Consider the following 15,674-nt stretch of genomic DNA (forward strand, 5'->3'; position numbering starts at 1 on the left):
TTTTCCGAATATCAAAAACAGCCTTAAGATTTACGATTAAAATGTTTTAACTCCCAGAAGTTCTCTTGCAATAATTAACCGGCGTACTTCTGATGTCCCTGCACCAATTTCATAGAGTTTGGCATCTCGTAGATAACGATTTACTGGATAATCCAGCATATATCCATAACCACCATGAATCTGAACTGCCTCTAATGCTACTTTGGTAGCTGTTTCTGCCGTAAAAAGAATCGCGGAAGCTGCCTTTAAGGTTACCTTCTTCCCTTTTGCGGCCTCAGAGGCAGCATCGTAGGTTAGTAATCTTGCAGCCTGTAATGTGGTATACATATCAGCAATTTTGGCCTGAATTAATTGAAAGGTAGCAATCTCTTTGCCAAATTGACTTCGTTCCTTTGAATATTTCACAGACTCCCTAAACGCACCTTCGCCAATGCCTAAGGACAGGGCAGAAACCATGACTCTTTCAATGTCCAAACCAGACATCATAACTTTGATTCCTTTATTTTCTTCACCAAGGATATTCTCAGCAGGTACACGGCAATCGTCGAATATTAACTCTCCCGTTACTGACCCCCGATTCCCCATTTTCTCAAGCCGTTTGGATACGGAGAATCCTGGAAATCCTTTTTCAACCAGAAATGCCGTGATTCCATGAGCTCCCTTTTCTTTGTCTGTTTTGGCATACACAATCAGAACATCCGCTATAGGACCATTGGTAATAAACGTTTTACTTCCATTAAGGATATAATAATCCCCTTCACGCTTCGCCGTTGTACTCATCCCAACAGCATCAGAACCTGACCCTGGTTCTGTCAACCCTAGGGCACCGATTAAATTCCCGCTGCACAGACCAGGAAGATATTTTTCACGCAAATTTTCGTTGGCATTGTGATAAAGGTTGTGGGCACATAAATTAGAATGGGCAACATAGGATACAGCTACTGCTGCACTGTACTTTGCAATTTCTTCTGTAACAATGGCCTGTTCGACAGCTCCAAGACCTGAACCACCATATTGCTCGGGAATGGTTACACCCAGGATCCCAAGTTCCCCAAGCTTGTTCCAGATCCAGTTTGGAAATTCATCGGTTTTATCCATTTCCTCTGCAATCGGAGCAATTTCCTTTTGCACAAAACTTGAAACTGTTTTTCGTAAAATTTCTAACTCTTCTGAATATTCCACTTAAAATTCCTCCCTTTTGTCACTTCGGCTCATTTAGGATTCTTGATTTTTCCATACACTGGTCACTTTTATACTTGCAAAAATCATGCCAAAAAAAATTAGGAGATTCCCTTACATCCTAATGGGGAGGATATTAACAGTGTCCAATTATTAAACAAAGTCGTTAAATTATTGGACACCAGTTTAAAATACAAACCAGTATAAAACAAAACTAAAAATCTCGGGGAATCTCCATTGCTTTTACGAGTCTTTTGATTGTCTTCTTACTTAATTCTACAAATAAACCAATTACCCTTTACTTTTTTATGGGGCCATGGTTTAAAGCCAAAAATATAACTAACAATTTGTTAAAATAGAGTTATCGGTCCACAATTGCTTTTATTTTCTATAATCACATGGACTAGATAATCTAGTTACTCTACAACATACCATTCATAACTAAAATAAAAATGATTGAAAGAGGGATGGAATATGGGTGATATCAGAAACATTTATTGTGTTGGTCGAAATTATGTAGCACATGCAAAAGAATTAAACAATGAGGTGCCAAGCTCCCCTTTTCTATTTTCAAAGCCTACTCATGCCTTTGTGGAAGCCAACGGTCAGGAGATTCATCTGCCTGGAAATCGTGGTTCGATCCATTATGAAACAGAACTGGTCATTAGGATTGGAAGCAAACATGAAAAGGGCATGAAAGCAGATGAAGTCATAGACCGGATGGGGATTGGCATCGATTTTACTTTGCGCGATGTTCAATCTGAACTAAAGAAAAAAGGACATCCATGGCTGCTTGCCAAAGGGTTTCCTAATTCAGCAGTTGTAAGTAAATTCATTGAATTTCCTGGAATAAACGAAATAAAAGAAAAGGACTTTTCGCTTATTAGAAATGGCGAGATGGTTCAAGTAGGAAATAGTAAAAATATGATTTTTGATTTGCAGACAATCGTTGATTTCACTTCTCTTCACTTTGGTTTGGATGAAGGGGACATCATCTTTACTGGGACACCAGAAGGAGTCGGACAAATTTTTGATAGAGATCATTTGTCATTAAAATGGGATAACAAAATTATCGGTGATTGTTTTATTAAATTCACTTGAGGTCACATCGGGGTGGTTCTGCTGGCTTTTCTTAGTAAACAATATACAAATTTAAACCATTTAAATATTAAAACTCCATGTTCTTTTATTGCACCTTGAATAAAGAACAAATGTTCGTATATAATATAAAATATCACCTGTGCAGCTGTTAATTGCAGCGTCATGGCAAAACTATTTTAATAACAAAGGAGAAAGAGAAATGATTAAACCCTATTTAATGTTTAACAGAGAATGCGAAGAAGCGTTTAAATGGTATCAAAAAGCTTTTGATGGAGAAATGATTTTGATGCAAAAGTACGGTGAGATGTCGTCAGATCCTAATTTTCCGATTGCTGAAAGTGATAAAAATCTAGTATTGCATGCACAATTGAAATTAACAGATTCAGGAATTATTATGGGGTCGGATGGAAATCGTGATTTCCCAGATAGTCAGAAAGTGGTCATCAGTGTCGAGCTTAACTCTGAAGAGCGTGCGAAAAATGCATGGAATGTACTCGCAGATGGCGGAACCATCCTAATGGATCTTCAACCAACATTCTTTGCCAAGTTGCATGGTTCCGTAAAGGACAAATATGGAGTTAGTTGGATGTTTACAGTAGAGTAGATACTTTAATTCTAGGCTATGTTTTAAAATAGTGTTTTAAATTTACCGATTTTTAAGGGAAGCCCTTGAGTTTCCCTTAATTTCCTTTTAAGAATAATGCGTTATTATAGTTCTTTTTGACATTTTACCATTAAGAATTTAAATGGAGGTTTATTTTCCATATTCTTATGGGGCTCAACAATTTCCGAAAGTTCTATCAGCCCATATTTTCCAAATTCTTGTTTTATCGAATCAGAATCATAAAAAAACATTTTTACCCCTTCCATTATCTCGAAGTAGTCTTTACCTAGTTGTTTGCCTTTGCCAAACATGGGGGCTTCTTTTGAAATAGTAGTAAAAATCATATATCCGTTTGGCTTTAACTGATCATAGCAATCTTTTATAAACTTTTCTCTATCATGATTATTCAATAAGTGAATTAGTGCATAACAAAATATTCCATCATAAAGTTTATTATCAAAAGGCATATCGGTTACTGAACCATGAAAAATGTGACCATTAAGCCCATTTTGCCTTGCCAATTCAATCGCTGTTTTTGAAATCTCAATACCTGTTACATTGATTCCGTTGTCAATAAAAACCTTTGCATTTCTACCATATCCAAAACCAGGAATCAATATATCCTTAACTTTCTTTTCAAGGAAAAAGTCCTTTGTCACGATTGCGGAGTCTGAAGCTTCAAATCCCCACATCATTTGATTTTCTATAAAACTGGACTCCCAGAATTCTGTCATACCTCAATCACCTTTCTTTTAGTAACAAATCTTTGGTAAATCACACCTAATTTGTTGTGTTTAACAATAAATCCTTTTATTATTTTATAATAAGAAGGATTCAACCGAATCCACCTCTACTCTATTTTTCACCTTAATTATACTATCAACCCCAAAAAACTAACTATTTTTAAGCCATTTTGACTATCATGGTTGTAAAATATATAGTGGAAATAGGTGTTTGAGGAACTTGTTTGAACGAATATTTTTTATTTTTGGAGGAAACAAATTGGAAGTGTTTGCAAAGTATTTAACTGGTATCGATAACCTCGACCACCGCGACCGAACAGAGGAAGTTTTGGCGTGGGTTGCTAATAAATTCCCAAATTTGGAACAGCAAATCAAATGGAATACGCCAATGTTTTCCGATCACGGCACCTTTATCATCGGCTTTTCCACAGCGAAGCATCATTTGAGCGTTTCACCCGAAGAAGCAGGCATTGCGCACTTTGCCGATGCCATTGAACAAGCTGGATACAGCGCTACCAAAGGCTTGTTTCGAATTCCGTGGAATGGGCCGGTAAATTACGATTTGCTAGAGAAAATGATTGAATTTAATATTCAGGATAAAGCAGAATTTACGAATTTTTGGCGGAAATAAAACCTTAGAACATCTTTGGGTCTTCCAAAGGCCTCTGAGAGGTTAAAAAAAATAGTTAGGAGATTTAGCAATGACTACATTTGAAAAGTTAAAGCCTATTATTTCAGACCAACTGGGTGTCAAAATGGAGAATATTACTAAGGAGGCATCATTTAAAGATGACTTCGCAGCAGATTCTCTTGATATGGTAAACCTGACGATGGAAATTGAAGATGAATTCGCAATCGAAATTACTGACAAAGTTGCAGCGACGCTTCAAACGGTCGGTGATGTCGTAAACTACATAGAAAAACGTTAACAAAGTGCGTTGGGGACGGATCTGCTGGCTATTTTTTGTAAGCATTTTCCGAATTTATACCATGAGAACCGTCCCTTCGGCTTTCTAATAACCGGGATACCTATTCCACCATTCAGAGGTATCTTGATGCCCCTTAAGTAAATCATCTGCAATTTGAATGATGATTTCATTCATTTCAACATTCTTTACCCAGCTTTCAGGAATATTACTCACTCCTAAATAGGCTCCAAGAATATTTCCGGTTATGGCGCCAGTACTATCACTATCCCCACTATGGTTAACTGCTGCTACTAATGCTTTCATAAAATCATCCTGATGTTTCAAAGCACAATAGACAGAAATTGCTAAGGCTTCTTCACCCACCCAGCCTTCACCAATTTGAGTAATCGCCTCTATATCAGGAAGTTCACTATTTAAAAGTTCTATCGCTTTCTCTAAACTTCGTGTGCATTCCTCATGCTTGTCTTGGGCTTTCAGTTTCGTAATTGTTGTTTGAACGGCTGTTTCAAGGTCCATTCCTTCCATAATAGAAGTAATCAAATTCGCAAGTGCTCCTGCTGATAAATATCCTGAAGGATGCCCATGAGTAATAGCTGCAAAATCAACCGCCATATCAAATACATTTTCTTTGCCGTAAAATAGTCCAGCTGGTGCCACTCTCATGACGCCGCCACAGCCTTTGCTATTATTAATTGGTTCTTCTACGGTGCCTAGTTTTCTGCTGGATAGAGCTGATAAGCAAGAGTTACCAGGCGCTCGCCTTGCATGGAGCTCTCTAACATCAAGTAACCATCCATCATAAATCCATTCGTATTCTTCAATTTTTTGGTAACCTTGTGTCAACATCCACCTTTGATATGCAAAGAATACAACTGACGGTGGATGACAGATTCCTTTTCGATTGCCTCTGGTTTCCGCTCTTAAGATACCCTCAGCGGTGAAAAGAGTCATTTGCGTGTCATCAGTTATTTCAGCTTTTCCCGAAGAAGATATTTGCAAATCTTGAATACCTTTAGGTCCATATCGATGAGCAATTTGTTCATAGGTATTAAATTCAACAGGCCAGCCCAAAGCGTCACCTATTGCTCCCCCAAGAAGACAACCTCTAAAAAACTCTTGAGACCTTTTCAACAGGTGTTCCTCCTTTCTTAATGCTCTTACACACCGGATACAATTAGTTTCAAACTCTATGGAGTATAGGCTCCAAGAAAATTCCCTGTAAGGAAACTAGTACGATCACTGTCCTCACTTTAGTTTGCTATTTGCTCTTTACCTTAGTAACTAAAAGCGTGTTCCACATATTCTACTACCGTACCATCTGGTTGTTGTACAATCATGCTGAAGCCTGAAAAGTCTTTCGTAATATCTTGTCGTATTACGGCACCATTATCCAACAACCAAGTCTTATAAGCATGAATATCATCTACTAAGAAACAGATGGCTGAATCTCGTACATTTGCCAAAGCTTCATCAGTCCCACTAACAAGCAGAAAGTCTCCTATCGCGGCAATATCCAATCCTTTACTCCAATAGTTGAATCTTGTTGCTTTAGTCTGAAACAGTCCTTCGTAAAACTGGACAGCTTTTTCCAGGTCGGTCACATAAATCCTATTCAAGATTTTTTGATATTCATATCTCTCAATGTCCTTTCTCACGTTAATATCTTAGAAAAATATGATTTTATTAGTCAATCGCTTCAAAACTAACTCAGGTTTTGAGAGAATTATACAACTCCGCTTTCTAAAAGCTTGAAGGTCTTCTGCTCACAATCAATCTCGGCCAATGCTCCATATGGCAAAATAAATTTCGGTTCGGTATGACCAAAATTTAAGTTATAAATAATCGGCAAATCCTCTAAATTAAATTCCTTCATGACTTTTTGAATTTCGTCTTTATACTCATCATAATACTTCTCATCTTGCGGTTTACCAAAAATGATTCCCTTTGTTTTATGTAAAATGCCTTGTGCCGCATAATTTCGCAGCCAATACTTAATAAAGCGTGGTTCCGGCTTTTCTTCAGATGTTTCAAAGAAAATAATACTATCATTCCAATATTTCTTTTCAGGCCAAAGTTCTGTTCCTTTCGCAAACTCTAGTACTTCCAAACACCCTCCAATCAAATGTCCGCGTGTTACCCCTGTTCCTTGAAGTACGTCGTAACCTGAATTTAGTTGCATTGTCCGTCGGCGCTTCTTATTCTCTTCTATCCATTCTAATCGCTCACTTGTCCATTCTTTAGCCGGTTGAATTTCACCGATTACCTCATTTGAAAAGAGCGTTCGATTGATTGATTCAATCGTATATGGATCCATTTCAACGTTTTCAGCAAAATCAGTTAAAATGGCTGGACCGTAAAAAGAAGAAATTCCTGCTTTGTGACAAAATAAATGTGAAACTGTTACATCAGAGTAACCCATAAATATTTTCGGGTTTTCACGTATTACATCAAAATCAATATAAGGAAGTATACGAATACTATCTTCCCCGCCAATATTTGCAAAGATTCCTTTAATGCTTTCATCCTTAAAGGCTGTCATCAAATCTTCTGCACGGGCTTGTGGATTTTTATAAAGATAGTCACTCCCTTTCAAACTATTCGGCATGGGAATAACTTCTAGTCCAAAAACTTCTTCCAATCTCTTTACACCTTGTTCATACCGCCATCTAAGTTTTGGATCACCTGCGCCTCCCCAAGAAGGACTTACTGTTGCAACACGATCTCCCGGCTGCAATTTCTTTGGCTTTATTAACACGTTAACTCCCACCTTTATGTAAATCGATTAGCTTCCTCAAAGCTGAAGCACCCTAAATATGAATATAATTTATACAACTTGAACAAATTTACCTCCTGTTAATGAAACGATTATCCGTTTCGATAAAATCTTGGGTCGTAAACTCACCTTATTAGAGCATAATAGAACAATTTCGATATATACAATTGCATCTGTTTGTTAAAAAACAAAAGCTGCCAAAATGACAGCTCTTGTCTTCAACTCTTGCATACTCCTGGGGGTCCTTTTTATTTACCAACAATCTTTAGAGGAAGATTCTTCACTCCATGTACAATAAAACCGCTCGCCATTTCCAGAGGTTCATCATTTATCCGTTCGAATTTTGAAATTCTAGATAACAGCAACGAAAGGGCAATTTTGGCTTCCATTCGAGCTAATGGTGCACCCAAGCAAAAATGGATTCCATGACCAAATGCAATATGCGGATTCGGAGTTCGATTCATATCAAATTGTTCCGGATTGGCAAACTTATCGGGATCACGATTAGCTGAACCAATCCAAGCGATGATTCGACTTCCTTCTGGAATTGTTGTACCGCTTATTTCGATATCCTGCTTCGCAAAGCGGAACATGGCTTGCACAGGAGAACGATAACGCAGCGTCTCTTCAATTGCAGAAGGTAAAAGTTCCATGTTGTTGCGAAGGCGTTCGAACTCACTCGGATGTTCCAATAAGGTAAGGACCGTATTGCTAATTAGATTTGTTGTGGTTTCGTTACCGGCAACCAGTAAGAGCCAGCAAAATGATAGTATATCTTCCTCGCTTAAATGATTATGATCCTCTTCAGCCTGGATTAAGGCGCTAATAAGATCGTCTTGTGGGTTCTCTTTTCGTTTCATTATAATCTTTCGGAAATACTCATTCATTTCTTGGTGTACTTTTGTCGAGTCAGCACCCGTTCCACCAATTGCTTGATCTGCTGAGGCAACGACAACATCTGACCAATACTTAAATTGTTCACGGTCATCACTTGGAATTCCGAGCATTTCGGCAATAATGATAACTGGCAGAGGATAAGAGAGATCTTGTACAAGATCAAACTCTTCTTTGTCTGCAATTCGATCAATCAGTTCATTGGTAATGGCATAAATCCGTGGCTCAAGTGCTTCAATAGCTCTCGGAGTAAATGCCCGGCTGACGAGGGAACGCAATTTTGTGTGTCGTGGTGGATCACTCGTTATCAGACTAGAGTTCATTCTTGTTTGCATGGAGGCACTTGCTTGAGGCAAGTTTTTATCAACGTATTGAGATGAAAATCGAGTATGATCTGATAGGACTGATTTAACATCATCATAGCGAAACACAGACCAGATGTTATATGGTTCAAAATATAATACCGGTTGTGTCTCACGCATCATTTTGTACATTAGATAAGGATTTCGGCGAATTTCTGGTGAAAAGAATGAGTCCATCGAATCAACCCCATTTATCAATGATATTAAAGTCTACAAATATAAATATAACCCAATCTCATTATAAATGACTAATTTGACTGAAAAGTTAGAACAAATTAGTTCACGAAGTTTCATATCAAAAATAAAGTGTGCTGAAATAAATAGTTGTATAAAAAATCATTTTGATGTATATTTATTAAAAGTTTACTATATTTCGACAGTTTCATATTAATATAAAAAGCCATTTTATTATCCTGGGGGATTTTTGATGTTAATTCGAAAAGCGGTTATGAGTGATTCAGAGGGGATCTATAAATTAATTTCACATTATGCCAAAGAAGGAAAACTGTTAGCGCGAACCTATTCTTCCATATACGAAAATCTGCAAAGTTTCGTTGTTGCAGTTATAAATAACGAAGTTGTTGGGATTTGCAGTTTGACGATCCTTGACCGGAATTTGGCAGAGGTAAGGTCATTAGCCGTAAACCCTGCTTATGTCGGAAAAGGAATCGGGAAAGCACTCGTTCAGCAAATCATTAAAGAAACAGAAGACATACAAATTAATAAACTTATTTCTTTAACCTATCAAATTACATTTTTTTCGAAATTAGGATTTAATCAGGTAGACAAAAATGAATTACCTCAAAAAATGTGGAAAGATTGCATAAACTGTCCTAAACTCCATTCTTGTGATGAAACAGCGATGTTAATGAATGTTTTTTGATTAATAAGATTCTCCTAGCAAGGAGAATCTTATTATTATACATTAAATTTATTAATTGAAAATTAATCACGAAAAGATTTTTTGTTAAATTGATCCGCTAGATATACTCCCTCCATTTATCTTTGTAAAAAAGATAAAAACTCCGCCCTGGCGGCTGATTGATCAGCAAATACACCACGAACAGCGGAGGTGATAGTAGAGGCACTCGACTTCTTCACCCCTCTTCCACACATACACATATGTTTTGCCTCAATGACCACCATCGTTCCTCTTGGCTGGAGAATTTCCTCTATTGCATCTGAAATTTCGTTCGTGAGACGTTCCTGAACCTGAAATCTCTTTGCATATCCCTCAACTAGGCGTGCAATTTTGGACAGACCTGTTATTTTTTCATCTGGCAGATAACCTACATGGGCAACACCGAAAAATGGTGCGAAATGGTGCTCACACATCGAATGGAATTCAATGTCTTTCACCAAAATGAGTTCCTTATGAAATACATCGAACGTTTTCTCTAAATGGGTTTTAGGGTCTTCTCGGTATCCTTCCGTATACTCAAGAAAGGCTTTTAACACCCGATATGGTGTCTCTTGCAGGCCATCTCGATCAGGGGTATCTCCGCATAATTCAATCAGATCTCTAAGGGCAAATAAAATATTATTAACTTGACCCGGTTTTTGATTGGCCCCGGAGGAATGGTCATGAAAAATTCCTGGGAATTTATTAGAAATGGCCTCAAATTCTTTTATAAACATTTTTTCTCCTCTTTTGTTTTTAATGAAGTTATGATTCTATTAGGTTTACTTAATCCCATCGAATTTAGATATCCTTCCCTTTCGCTAATAGTATTCCTCTCTGAATCAGTTCCGGGTATTCCGGATGTAGCTTTTGGATGTTATCCAACTGTTGGAGAAGGACATTTTTCCAAGAAGATAACACCCTTTGTTGTTCCATGAGCTCAAGGATTTCCACTCGAAGCAGCCAATCCTCTGGAAAGTAAGCGGAAAGCTTTTCGAGGACCCTTTTCAGTCCTTCTTCTAACTCTTCACGGTTCACGACCGTCTCTCTAAATGCCCTTACCTTGCTGTATAGCTTTTCAAGTGGGGTTGCTTCCTCGTGCGTCAATGGCTTCTGTTGCAATTCAGCCATATCGGCGAAAAACTGTTCGGAGTCTGCCGCGCCGGCAAAAACAGAAGTAATCGACTCTCCTACGATTAAGTCAAAAATACCCCATTCAGGATGAAATAGGATTTCACCATTAAAAGAAATCGTACAATTCTCGAAAGAAATAACCAGAAGCTTTTCATTTTCACGGAGGAATTGGTGAACGATTCCGGACAAGGTCAAACCACTTTCATATTGAAGGGTATACTCTTTTCCAATCACCATCTCTTCTAGCGCGCAAGTCAACTCTTTCAATCTTCCAATCGGGGCACCGAATCCATCACTATGTGTTCCCCTCCCGTGACTAGGCAGTTCTTTATTATTAAAGGCTAAAGCAGATGGTCCCACGGTTCGAATATAAACCGCCTCACCATTCGCATCCTTTAAGATGGTGCTTAATGTACCCGAAAGCTGAACACCGGAATTATATTGGATTGTCGCCGTATGCTTAGAGCGGAGTGCCTTTTCGAGACTTTCTGTCCCGCCTTTATGGAATGCCATCGTGCTGGCAATTTCCTTAACCGCCTCAATTAACTGCTCAAAGCTTTCACATACAAATAATTGGGGCTGAGGTTTTGTAATATCAAAGCCCGTTTCAATCACACTTTGTAAATAAAATGGCCGCTTTTCTACCGATTCCGTTAGACTGCTTCTCCCTTCAGCCACGGATGATAGGAGGCCAGCACCGTAAATCTTGGGATCCTCCATGGTACCAATCAATCCGTATTCGACCGTCCACCAGTACAACCTGGAAATTTGCTCTGCCTCTGACAGTTCAGTGACACTGGTTTGTTTTTCTTCAAAAAGGGCTTTTGCTGCTGCAATCTCTTCTTGTGTCGCTGTACCGGATTCTAACAGATTCGAGTATGCTCTGGTCGCCTCAAACAATCCATGTTCTTCGCTTGTTGCAAGTGCCTTTGAGCCAATGCTTCCAAATAGTTTTACATATTCCGAGAATTTCTCATCTACCAGTATTGGCGCATGTCCTGCCGCTTCATGAATGATATCGGGAGCGGGAGTATATTGGATGTTCTCCAGCTTCCGAATGTCTGAAGCTATCGGTAATATGCCATGTGCTTGAAAATCGAAGAAAACAACTCCGGGAATGAAGCCATCTATGTTGGCTGCGCTCCAGCCGAAAGGTGAAAGTGACTCGTTCATTTCATGTACATTTGGAATTTTTTCAATGGAAATACCGGAGGATTTTAAGCCACCCGTGTATGCTGGATGAGCAGATTTTTTTAAGAAATGATGGTTTTGTCTCATCACATAACGCCAAACAGCCTGGTCAATCGCGGTGTATTTTTCATATTGCTGATCCACTACGTATTTTTGTAAATGCTTTGGAATTTTTGTTAAAGTTGCTTCCATTTGCTATCACTCCTTGTTGAAAAATAAAAAAGAGAGTCCTCTATCCCACATAAGGGACGAAGAAACTCTCCGCGGTACCACCCTTTTTGACCCGCCTTCATTAACATACAGGTCCACTCATAAAAATTGCCCATTTTGGTGCATGTGTAATTCATACATCTTCTTCCCTGGTCTTTCACCACCCGACCAGTCTCTATTTGCTGTTAAGAAGGTACTACTAAAATGCTAGGCTGCTATGTTTGCTATTTTACTTAAACGCTTAAACGCTTTTAGGTATTAAAGTATATTTATAAAATACTAGGATATTTATTTCTTGTCAAATGTTTTTTTGCAATAACTTTATTGCTTAAAAATTCCGACATAATCGGTTTTATGTCAGCTTCCATAAGCAAAATTTCTTAAATACGACTAATCTCCCAGAATGCTTTCTTTGTGTTCCTTTCTTACTATTCGAATATGCTATTTTTTTTCGAAACCATATATACAATCAATTTTTACCCGGGTTTAGATATTTTCTTCATCTAATAAATCGTTTACAGTTATCATTTTTACATTCAAATACTAACATTAGGAAAAATATTTATGAAAACAGCTTTTACCTTTTTATGTTGACTGTATTCAAGTTCCAAAATGATTGATGCTTTTTAATCGGAGTTTTTTATTAATATCCAATGGGACTTTATGGAATAATAATGGAAACAAGAATCCCTAATGCAATATCTATACAGGAACAAAGGAAGGTTTTTCAGATGAAGCAAATTGAACTATATGGCACGGTATTTTTTGAACCTGCGACAAATGAATGGACAGGATCAGGTACAGGCTGGTGGATTGAAAAGACGGATAAGAATATTGCCAAGATCACGTTTGAGGAACCGATGACCTTTGATCCACGGACACCGTCCAAAACAAAGAACTATAGTTTATCCATTAGTAATATCAATGACAATGGGGATGCCGAGTCCTATAATGTCGACGAAGACGGCTTTATTTTGAGCTGGAAGAATTACTCGAATGAAACCTGCATGGCTTCCTTTCATGTCATCGGAACGCAAGTCTGTTTCGTTCCCAATGACAGGGCTCTTGGAACGGATGAAAGCGTTGCCGACGTCTATGCTGCCGAGCTTTTATTCAGTTATGAAGCGAAATATGGTGTCATTTCATTAATGGGTTCTGGCACCATTTCCTGCAAAGAAATTGCCGAGGAGAAATTAGATATCCTTAACAGCCATGCAAAAAAGTTGCAGGCAGATATCGAAATGGAAAAAGACCTCTTCTGCATGGGACTGCTCCAGGACAAATTGGAAAGAACAAAGCTTCGAATTGAACGACAAAATAGAATTGTAGAAAAAAGTGCAAAATATTGGGATTCTGCCTACAAGTTCGGGGAATTATGGGGACACTATTCTGCCAACGAACAGGAAAAGGCACTGGGTGGCTGTTATGTGCCGCTTTGTACTGGCGGCGGACCGGGAATTATGCGGGCGGCAGCTCAAGGGGCAAGAAGCCAGCACGCCCATGTAATTGGGATTGACTGTCAGTTTGGTGTAGATAATTTTTTTAATTTAAAGGATACCTACTCTGTCCATTCCAATCAGCGGTTAAGGATGAACAACTTTTCGATTAGAGAGGGAGTTCTGATTAATTACTCACATGTCATCCTGTTTTGGCCAGGAGGTTTTGGTACTGCCTGGGAAGTTTACGAAACCCTTTCAAAAATTCAAACCAATCACCTGCGAAGACATCGAACAAAGGCTATTTTTGTCCATCCCGAATATTGGGAGCCACTGTTTAAATGTATCGACAATATGCGTGAACATGGGGCCATTAATAGCTATGGTGATCGGATTAAGATACCCGGTGTAGATGATCAATTACCCGATGAAGCCTATCTTGCCGAAGTGGCAGCCGGCCCAGAGGAAGCATTTGAAAAAACAAGGGCTTTTGTCGAACAATTATCCCGGAAAAATCAATTAACATTAAAGGTCTAAATTGGTTTAGTTTAATTTTTTTCTTCTCATCCATTGTGTTGCCGCCCACTTATCTCCAATGATAACTGGTGCTCCGCCATGTAAAGTTAACTCGTTTATCGTATGATCATTATAGAAATATTCAAAGTAAACAGCCATCCCTTTTTGTGGAGAGACTGAAAAATTAAGTTTTGGAAAATAAGTTTCCCCACCCTGCTCTACATCATTTAGGTACATGACGAGTGTGCTAATTCTGGGATTGTTACCTACTTTGGAAGGTGAAAAAAAATCAAAATGAGCTTTATACTCTTGACCAATTTTATAATTAAGAACTTGAAGACCTTCTCCATGTTCAACAGGTATATTCATGATATAGGATATTCTTTTTTCAATTCTAGCAACAAGATCATTTTCGCCTTGCTGAAAAAACATACTGCTGCTTGTTCTGAGTTCATTTTCTTCACGTGTATTTCCAATTTTTGAACGCTGAAGTTTATCTTTAGAGAACTTGATTAACGCATCACTTTCTTCATCACTTAAAACATTTGCTAAAACAACGATTAGTGGTTCTTCTAATCTGGCAATTATGTTAATTTCTCTATCTTCTGTTTTGATTTTATTTCCAATGTGATTAAAAATAGTTTGTTCTTTAATGGTTAATTCTTTGATATCCAATGTCAACTGCCATCACCCCTTTAATTATTTTAATTTTCAAAATAATTATATCAGGAGTCTGTTGAAGAAAGCGCCTTTTCCCAAGGATTTCTTAATTTTTTTAGAAAAAGGATTGTATTGATATCCTAATGAAAGCAACCGAAAAAAGGAGGAACCCGTCATGTTAATTGAAATGTGGACTGATTTTGCTTGACCATTTTGCTATATTGGCAAAAAGCGTCTGGATGACGCTATTCAGAAAATGGATTTTCCTGTGGAAGTCGTGTATCGCTGCTTTGAATTAGATCCATCAACAGAACGAGATGTTCCCTATAATGTCTATGAAAGTTTGTCAAAAAAATATGGAATGAATATCGATCAGGCACAGGCGAGCTGCCGTAACACGGAACGCATGGCTCGTGACGTTGGATTGGAGTATAACTTTAATTCAGTCATTTTAACTAATACCTTTGATGCACATCGACTAACGATGTTTGCTAAAAGGTATGGGTTGATGAAGGAAATGACCGAACGACTCCTGCGTGCGTATTTCACCCATGGCAAGCACATAGGTGACCATGCCACTCTCGTACAGCTGGCTGAAGAAATTGGAATGGAGGGCTCGGCCGTAAGAGAGATGCTGGCAGGCAAGGAAATGAGTGATGCCGTTTACGCAGACGAAGTTCAAGCGCAGCAATACGGGATTCGAAGCGTACCATTCTTCCTTATCAACAAAAAATATTCGCTCACCGGGGCCCAGCCTCTCGAAACATTTGTCCAAGCTCTTAATCAAGTCATGCAACAGGATGGCCCATTCACAAACTTGGGTGGACAAAGTGGCGCCAGCTGTGATGACGACGGCTGCGAGATCCCGAAAAAATAAACGCAGAAAACTGAAAAGCGCCTCCATCAGGCGCTTTCATTTTTTGGCATGCCGCTTCGTACCTTTGAAGAAATCGAGAATGTTTCAGCTATCCAAAGTTTATCGTAAGTTATTAATAATTTTACAGATAAAAAGCATAAGTATCATTCACAAGGAGGAAACAA

General features: G+C 38.4%; 16 protein-coding genes. 7 read left to right on the plus strand and 9 right to left on the minus strand.

The window, feature by feature from the left end:
• Positions 1–36: 36 nt before the first annotated feature.
• Positions 37–1,182, minus strand: coding sequence for an acyl-CoA dehydrogenase family protein (locus ABES02_RS19890; protein WP_430138781.1), 1,146 nt, complete (start codon positions 1,180–1,182; stop codon positions 37–39).
• A 471-nt stretch (positions 1,183–1,653) separates the two neighbouring features.
• Between ABES02_RS19890 and ABES02_RS19895 the strand changes: the two genes are divergently transcribed.
• Together ABES02_RS19895 and ABES02_RS19900 are read left to right on the plus strand one after the other, a co-directional pair.
• A complete protein-coding gene (locus ABES02_RS19895; RefSeq protein ID WP_430138784.1) occupies positions 1,654–2,280 on the plus strand; it encodes a fumarylacetoacetate hydrolase family protein in 627 nt (208 codons plus the stop codon).
• Between the two features lie 199 nt (positions 2,281–2,479).
• A complete protein-coding gene (locus ABES02_RS19900) occupies positions 2,480–2,884 on the plus strand; it encodes a VOC family protein (protein ID WP_430138787.1) in 405 nt (134 codons plus the stop codon).
• A gap of 104 nt (positions 2,885–2,988) precedes the next feature.
• Here ABES02_RS19900 and ABES02_RS19905 read toward each other — a convergent pair whose 3' ends face one another.
• A complete protein-coding gene (locus ABES02_RS19905) occupies positions 2,989–3,618 on the minus strand; it encodes a class I SAM-dependent methyltransferase (RefSeq protein ID WP_430138790.1) in 630 nt (209 codons plus the stop codon).
• A gap of 268 nt (positions 3,619–3,886) precedes the next feature.
• Between ABES02_RS19905 and ABES02_RS19910 the strand changes: the two genes are divergently transcribed.
• Both ABES02_RS19910 and acpP read left to right on the plus strand, forming a co-directional pair.
• On the plus strand, positions 3,887–4,258 hold the full coding sequence (locus ABES02_RS19910) for an iron chaperone (RefSeq protein WP_430138793.1): 372 nt from the start codon (positions 3,887–3,889) through the stop codon (positions 4,256–4,258).
• Between the two features lie 70 nt (positions 4,259–4,328).
• Entirely contained in the window at positions 4,329–4,556 is a 228-nt protein-coding gene (gene acpP, locus ABES02_RS19915) for an acyl carrier protein (protein ID WP_430138796.1), read from the plus strand.
• 84 nt (positions 4,557–4,640) lie between these two features.
• Here acpP and ABES02_RS19920 read toward each other — a convergent pair whose 3' ends face one another.
• The 4 genes from ABES02_RS19920 to ABES02_RS19935 all read right to left on the minus strand — a co-directional run bounded on the left by ABES02_RS19920 (position 4,641) and on the right by ABES02_RS19935 (position 8,762).
• Positions 4,641–5,687: an ADP-ribosylglycohydrolase family protein gene (locus ABES02_RS19920; protein WP_430138799.1), complete on the minus strand. Its 1,047-nt coding sequence runs from the start codon at positions 5,685–5,687 to the stop codon at positions 4,641–4,643.
• Between the two features lie 143 nt (positions 5,688–5,830).
• Positions 5,831–6,211 (minus strand): VOC family protein, encoded by a 381-nt coding sequence (locus ABES02_RS19925; RefSeq protein ID WP_430138802.1) that lies wholly within the window; start codon positions 6,209–6,211, stop codon positions 5,831–5,833.
• Between the two features lie 68 nt (positions 6,212–6,279).
• The gene (locus ABES02_RS19930; RefSeq protein WP_430138805.1) at positions 6,280–7,311 is read right to left on the minus strand and encodes a S66 family peptidase; all 1,032 of its coding nucleotides are present in this window, start codon (positions 7,309–7,311) and stop codon (positions 6,280–6,282) included.
• A 266-nt stretch (positions 7,312–7,577) separates the two neighbouring features.
• Positions 7,578–8,762, minus strand: a complete 1,185-nt coding sequence (locus ABES02_RS19935) for a cytochrome P450 (protein WP_430138807.1) — start codon at positions 8,760–8,762, stop codon at positions 7,578–7,580.
• 250 nt (positions 8,763–9,012) lie between these two features.
• Between ABES02_RS19935 and ABES02_RS19940 the strand changes: the two genes are divergently transcribed.
• Positions 9,013–9,468, plus strand: coding sequence for an N-acetyltransferase (locus tag ABES02_RS19940; RefSeq protein WP_430138810.1), 456 nt, complete (start codon positions 9,013–9,015; stop codon positions 9,466–9,468).
• 116 nt (positions 9,469–9,584) lie between these two features.
• Here ABES02_RS19940 and folE read toward each other — a convergent pair whose 3' ends face one another.
• Together folE and ABES02_RS19950 are read right to left on the minus strand one after the other, a co-directional pair.
• Positions 9,585–10,223 (minus strand): GTP cyclohydrolase I FolE, encoded by a 639-nt coding sequence (gene folE / locus ABES02_RS19945; protein ID WP_430138813.1) that lies wholly within the window; start codon positions 10,221–10,223, stop codon positions 9,585–9,587.
• A gap of 64 nt (positions 10,224–10,287) precedes the next feature.
• Positions 10,288–12,003 (minus strand): aromatic amino acid hydroxylase, encoded by a 1,716-nt coding sequence (locus tag ABES02_RS19950; RefSeq protein WP_430138816.1) that lies wholly within the window; start codon positions 12,001–12,003, stop codon positions 10,288–10,290.
• A 749-nt stretch (positions 12,004–12,752) separates the two neighbouring features.
• Here ABES02_RS19950 and ABES02_RS19955 point away from each other — a divergent pair.
• Positions 12,753–13,994 (plus strand): LOG family protein, encoded by a 1,242-nt coding sequence (locus tag ABES02_RS19955; RefSeq protein ID WP_430138819.1) that lies wholly within the window; start codon positions 12,753–12,755, stop codon positions 13,992–13,994.
• A gap of 6 nt (positions 13,995–14,000) precedes the next feature.
• Here ABES02_RS19955 and ABES02_RS19960 read toward each other — a convergent pair whose 3' ends face one another.
• Complete coding sequence (locus ABES02_RS19960; RefSeq protein ID WP_430138822.1) at positions 14,001–14,654, minus strand: 2OG-Fe(II) oxygenase; 654 nt, start codon at positions 14,652–14,654, stop codon at positions 14,001–14,003.
• 199 nt (positions 14,655–14,853) lie between these two features.
• Between ABES02_RS19960 and ABES02_RS19965 the strand changes: the two genes are divergently transcribed.
• Positions 14,854–15,510 carry a DsbA family oxidoreductase gene (locus ABES02_RS19965; protein ID WP_430138900.1) on the plus strand — a complete coding sequence of 219 codons (657 nt, stop codon included), beginning with the start codon at positions 14,854–14,856 and terminating at the stop codon, positions 15,508–15,510.
• Positions 15,511–15,674 lie beyond the last annotated feature (164 nt).

This window comes from Neobacillus pocheonensis (assembly GCF_050477905.1).
Taxonomy (GTDB): domain Bacteria; phylum Bacillota; class Bacilli; order Bacillales; family Cytobacillaceae; genus Neobacillus; species Neobacillus pocheonensis_A.

Coding starts and splice junctions, on each gene's coding strand:
- ABES02_RS19895 (WP_430138784.1), top strand. CDS start 1,654: ATGGGTGATATCAGAAACATTTATTGTGTTGGTCGAAATTATGTAGCA.
- ABES02_RS19900 (WP_430138787.1), top strand. CDS start 2,480: ATGATTAAACCCTATTTAATGTTTAACAGAGAATGCGAAGAAGCGTTT.
- ABES02_RS19905 (WP_430138790.1), bottom strand. CDS start 3,618: ATGACAGAATTCTGGGAGTCCAGTTTTATAGAAAATCAAATGATGTGG.
- acpP (WP_430138796.1), top strand. CDS start 4,329: ATGACTACATTTGAAAAGTTAAAGCCTATTATTTCAGACCAACTGGGT.
- ABES02_RS19935 (WP_430138807.1), bottom strand. CDS start 8,762: ATGGACTCATTCTTTTCACCAGAAATTCGCCGAAATCCTTATCTAATG.
- ABES02_RS19940 (WP_430138810.1), top strand. CDS start 9,013: ATGTTAATTCGAAAAGCGGTTATGAGTGATTCAGAGGGGATCTATAAA.
- folE (WP_430138813.1), bottom strand. CDS start 10,223: ATGTTTATAAAAGAATTTGAGGCCATTTCTAATAAATTCCCAGGAATT.
- ABES02_RS19950 (WP_430138816.1), bottom strand. CDS start 12,003: ATGGAAGCAACTTTAACAAAAATTCCAAAGCATTTACAAAAATACGTA.
- ABES02_RS19955 (WP_430138819.1), top strand. CDS start 12,753: ATGAAGCAAATTGAACTATATGGCACGGTATTTTTTGAACCTGCGACA.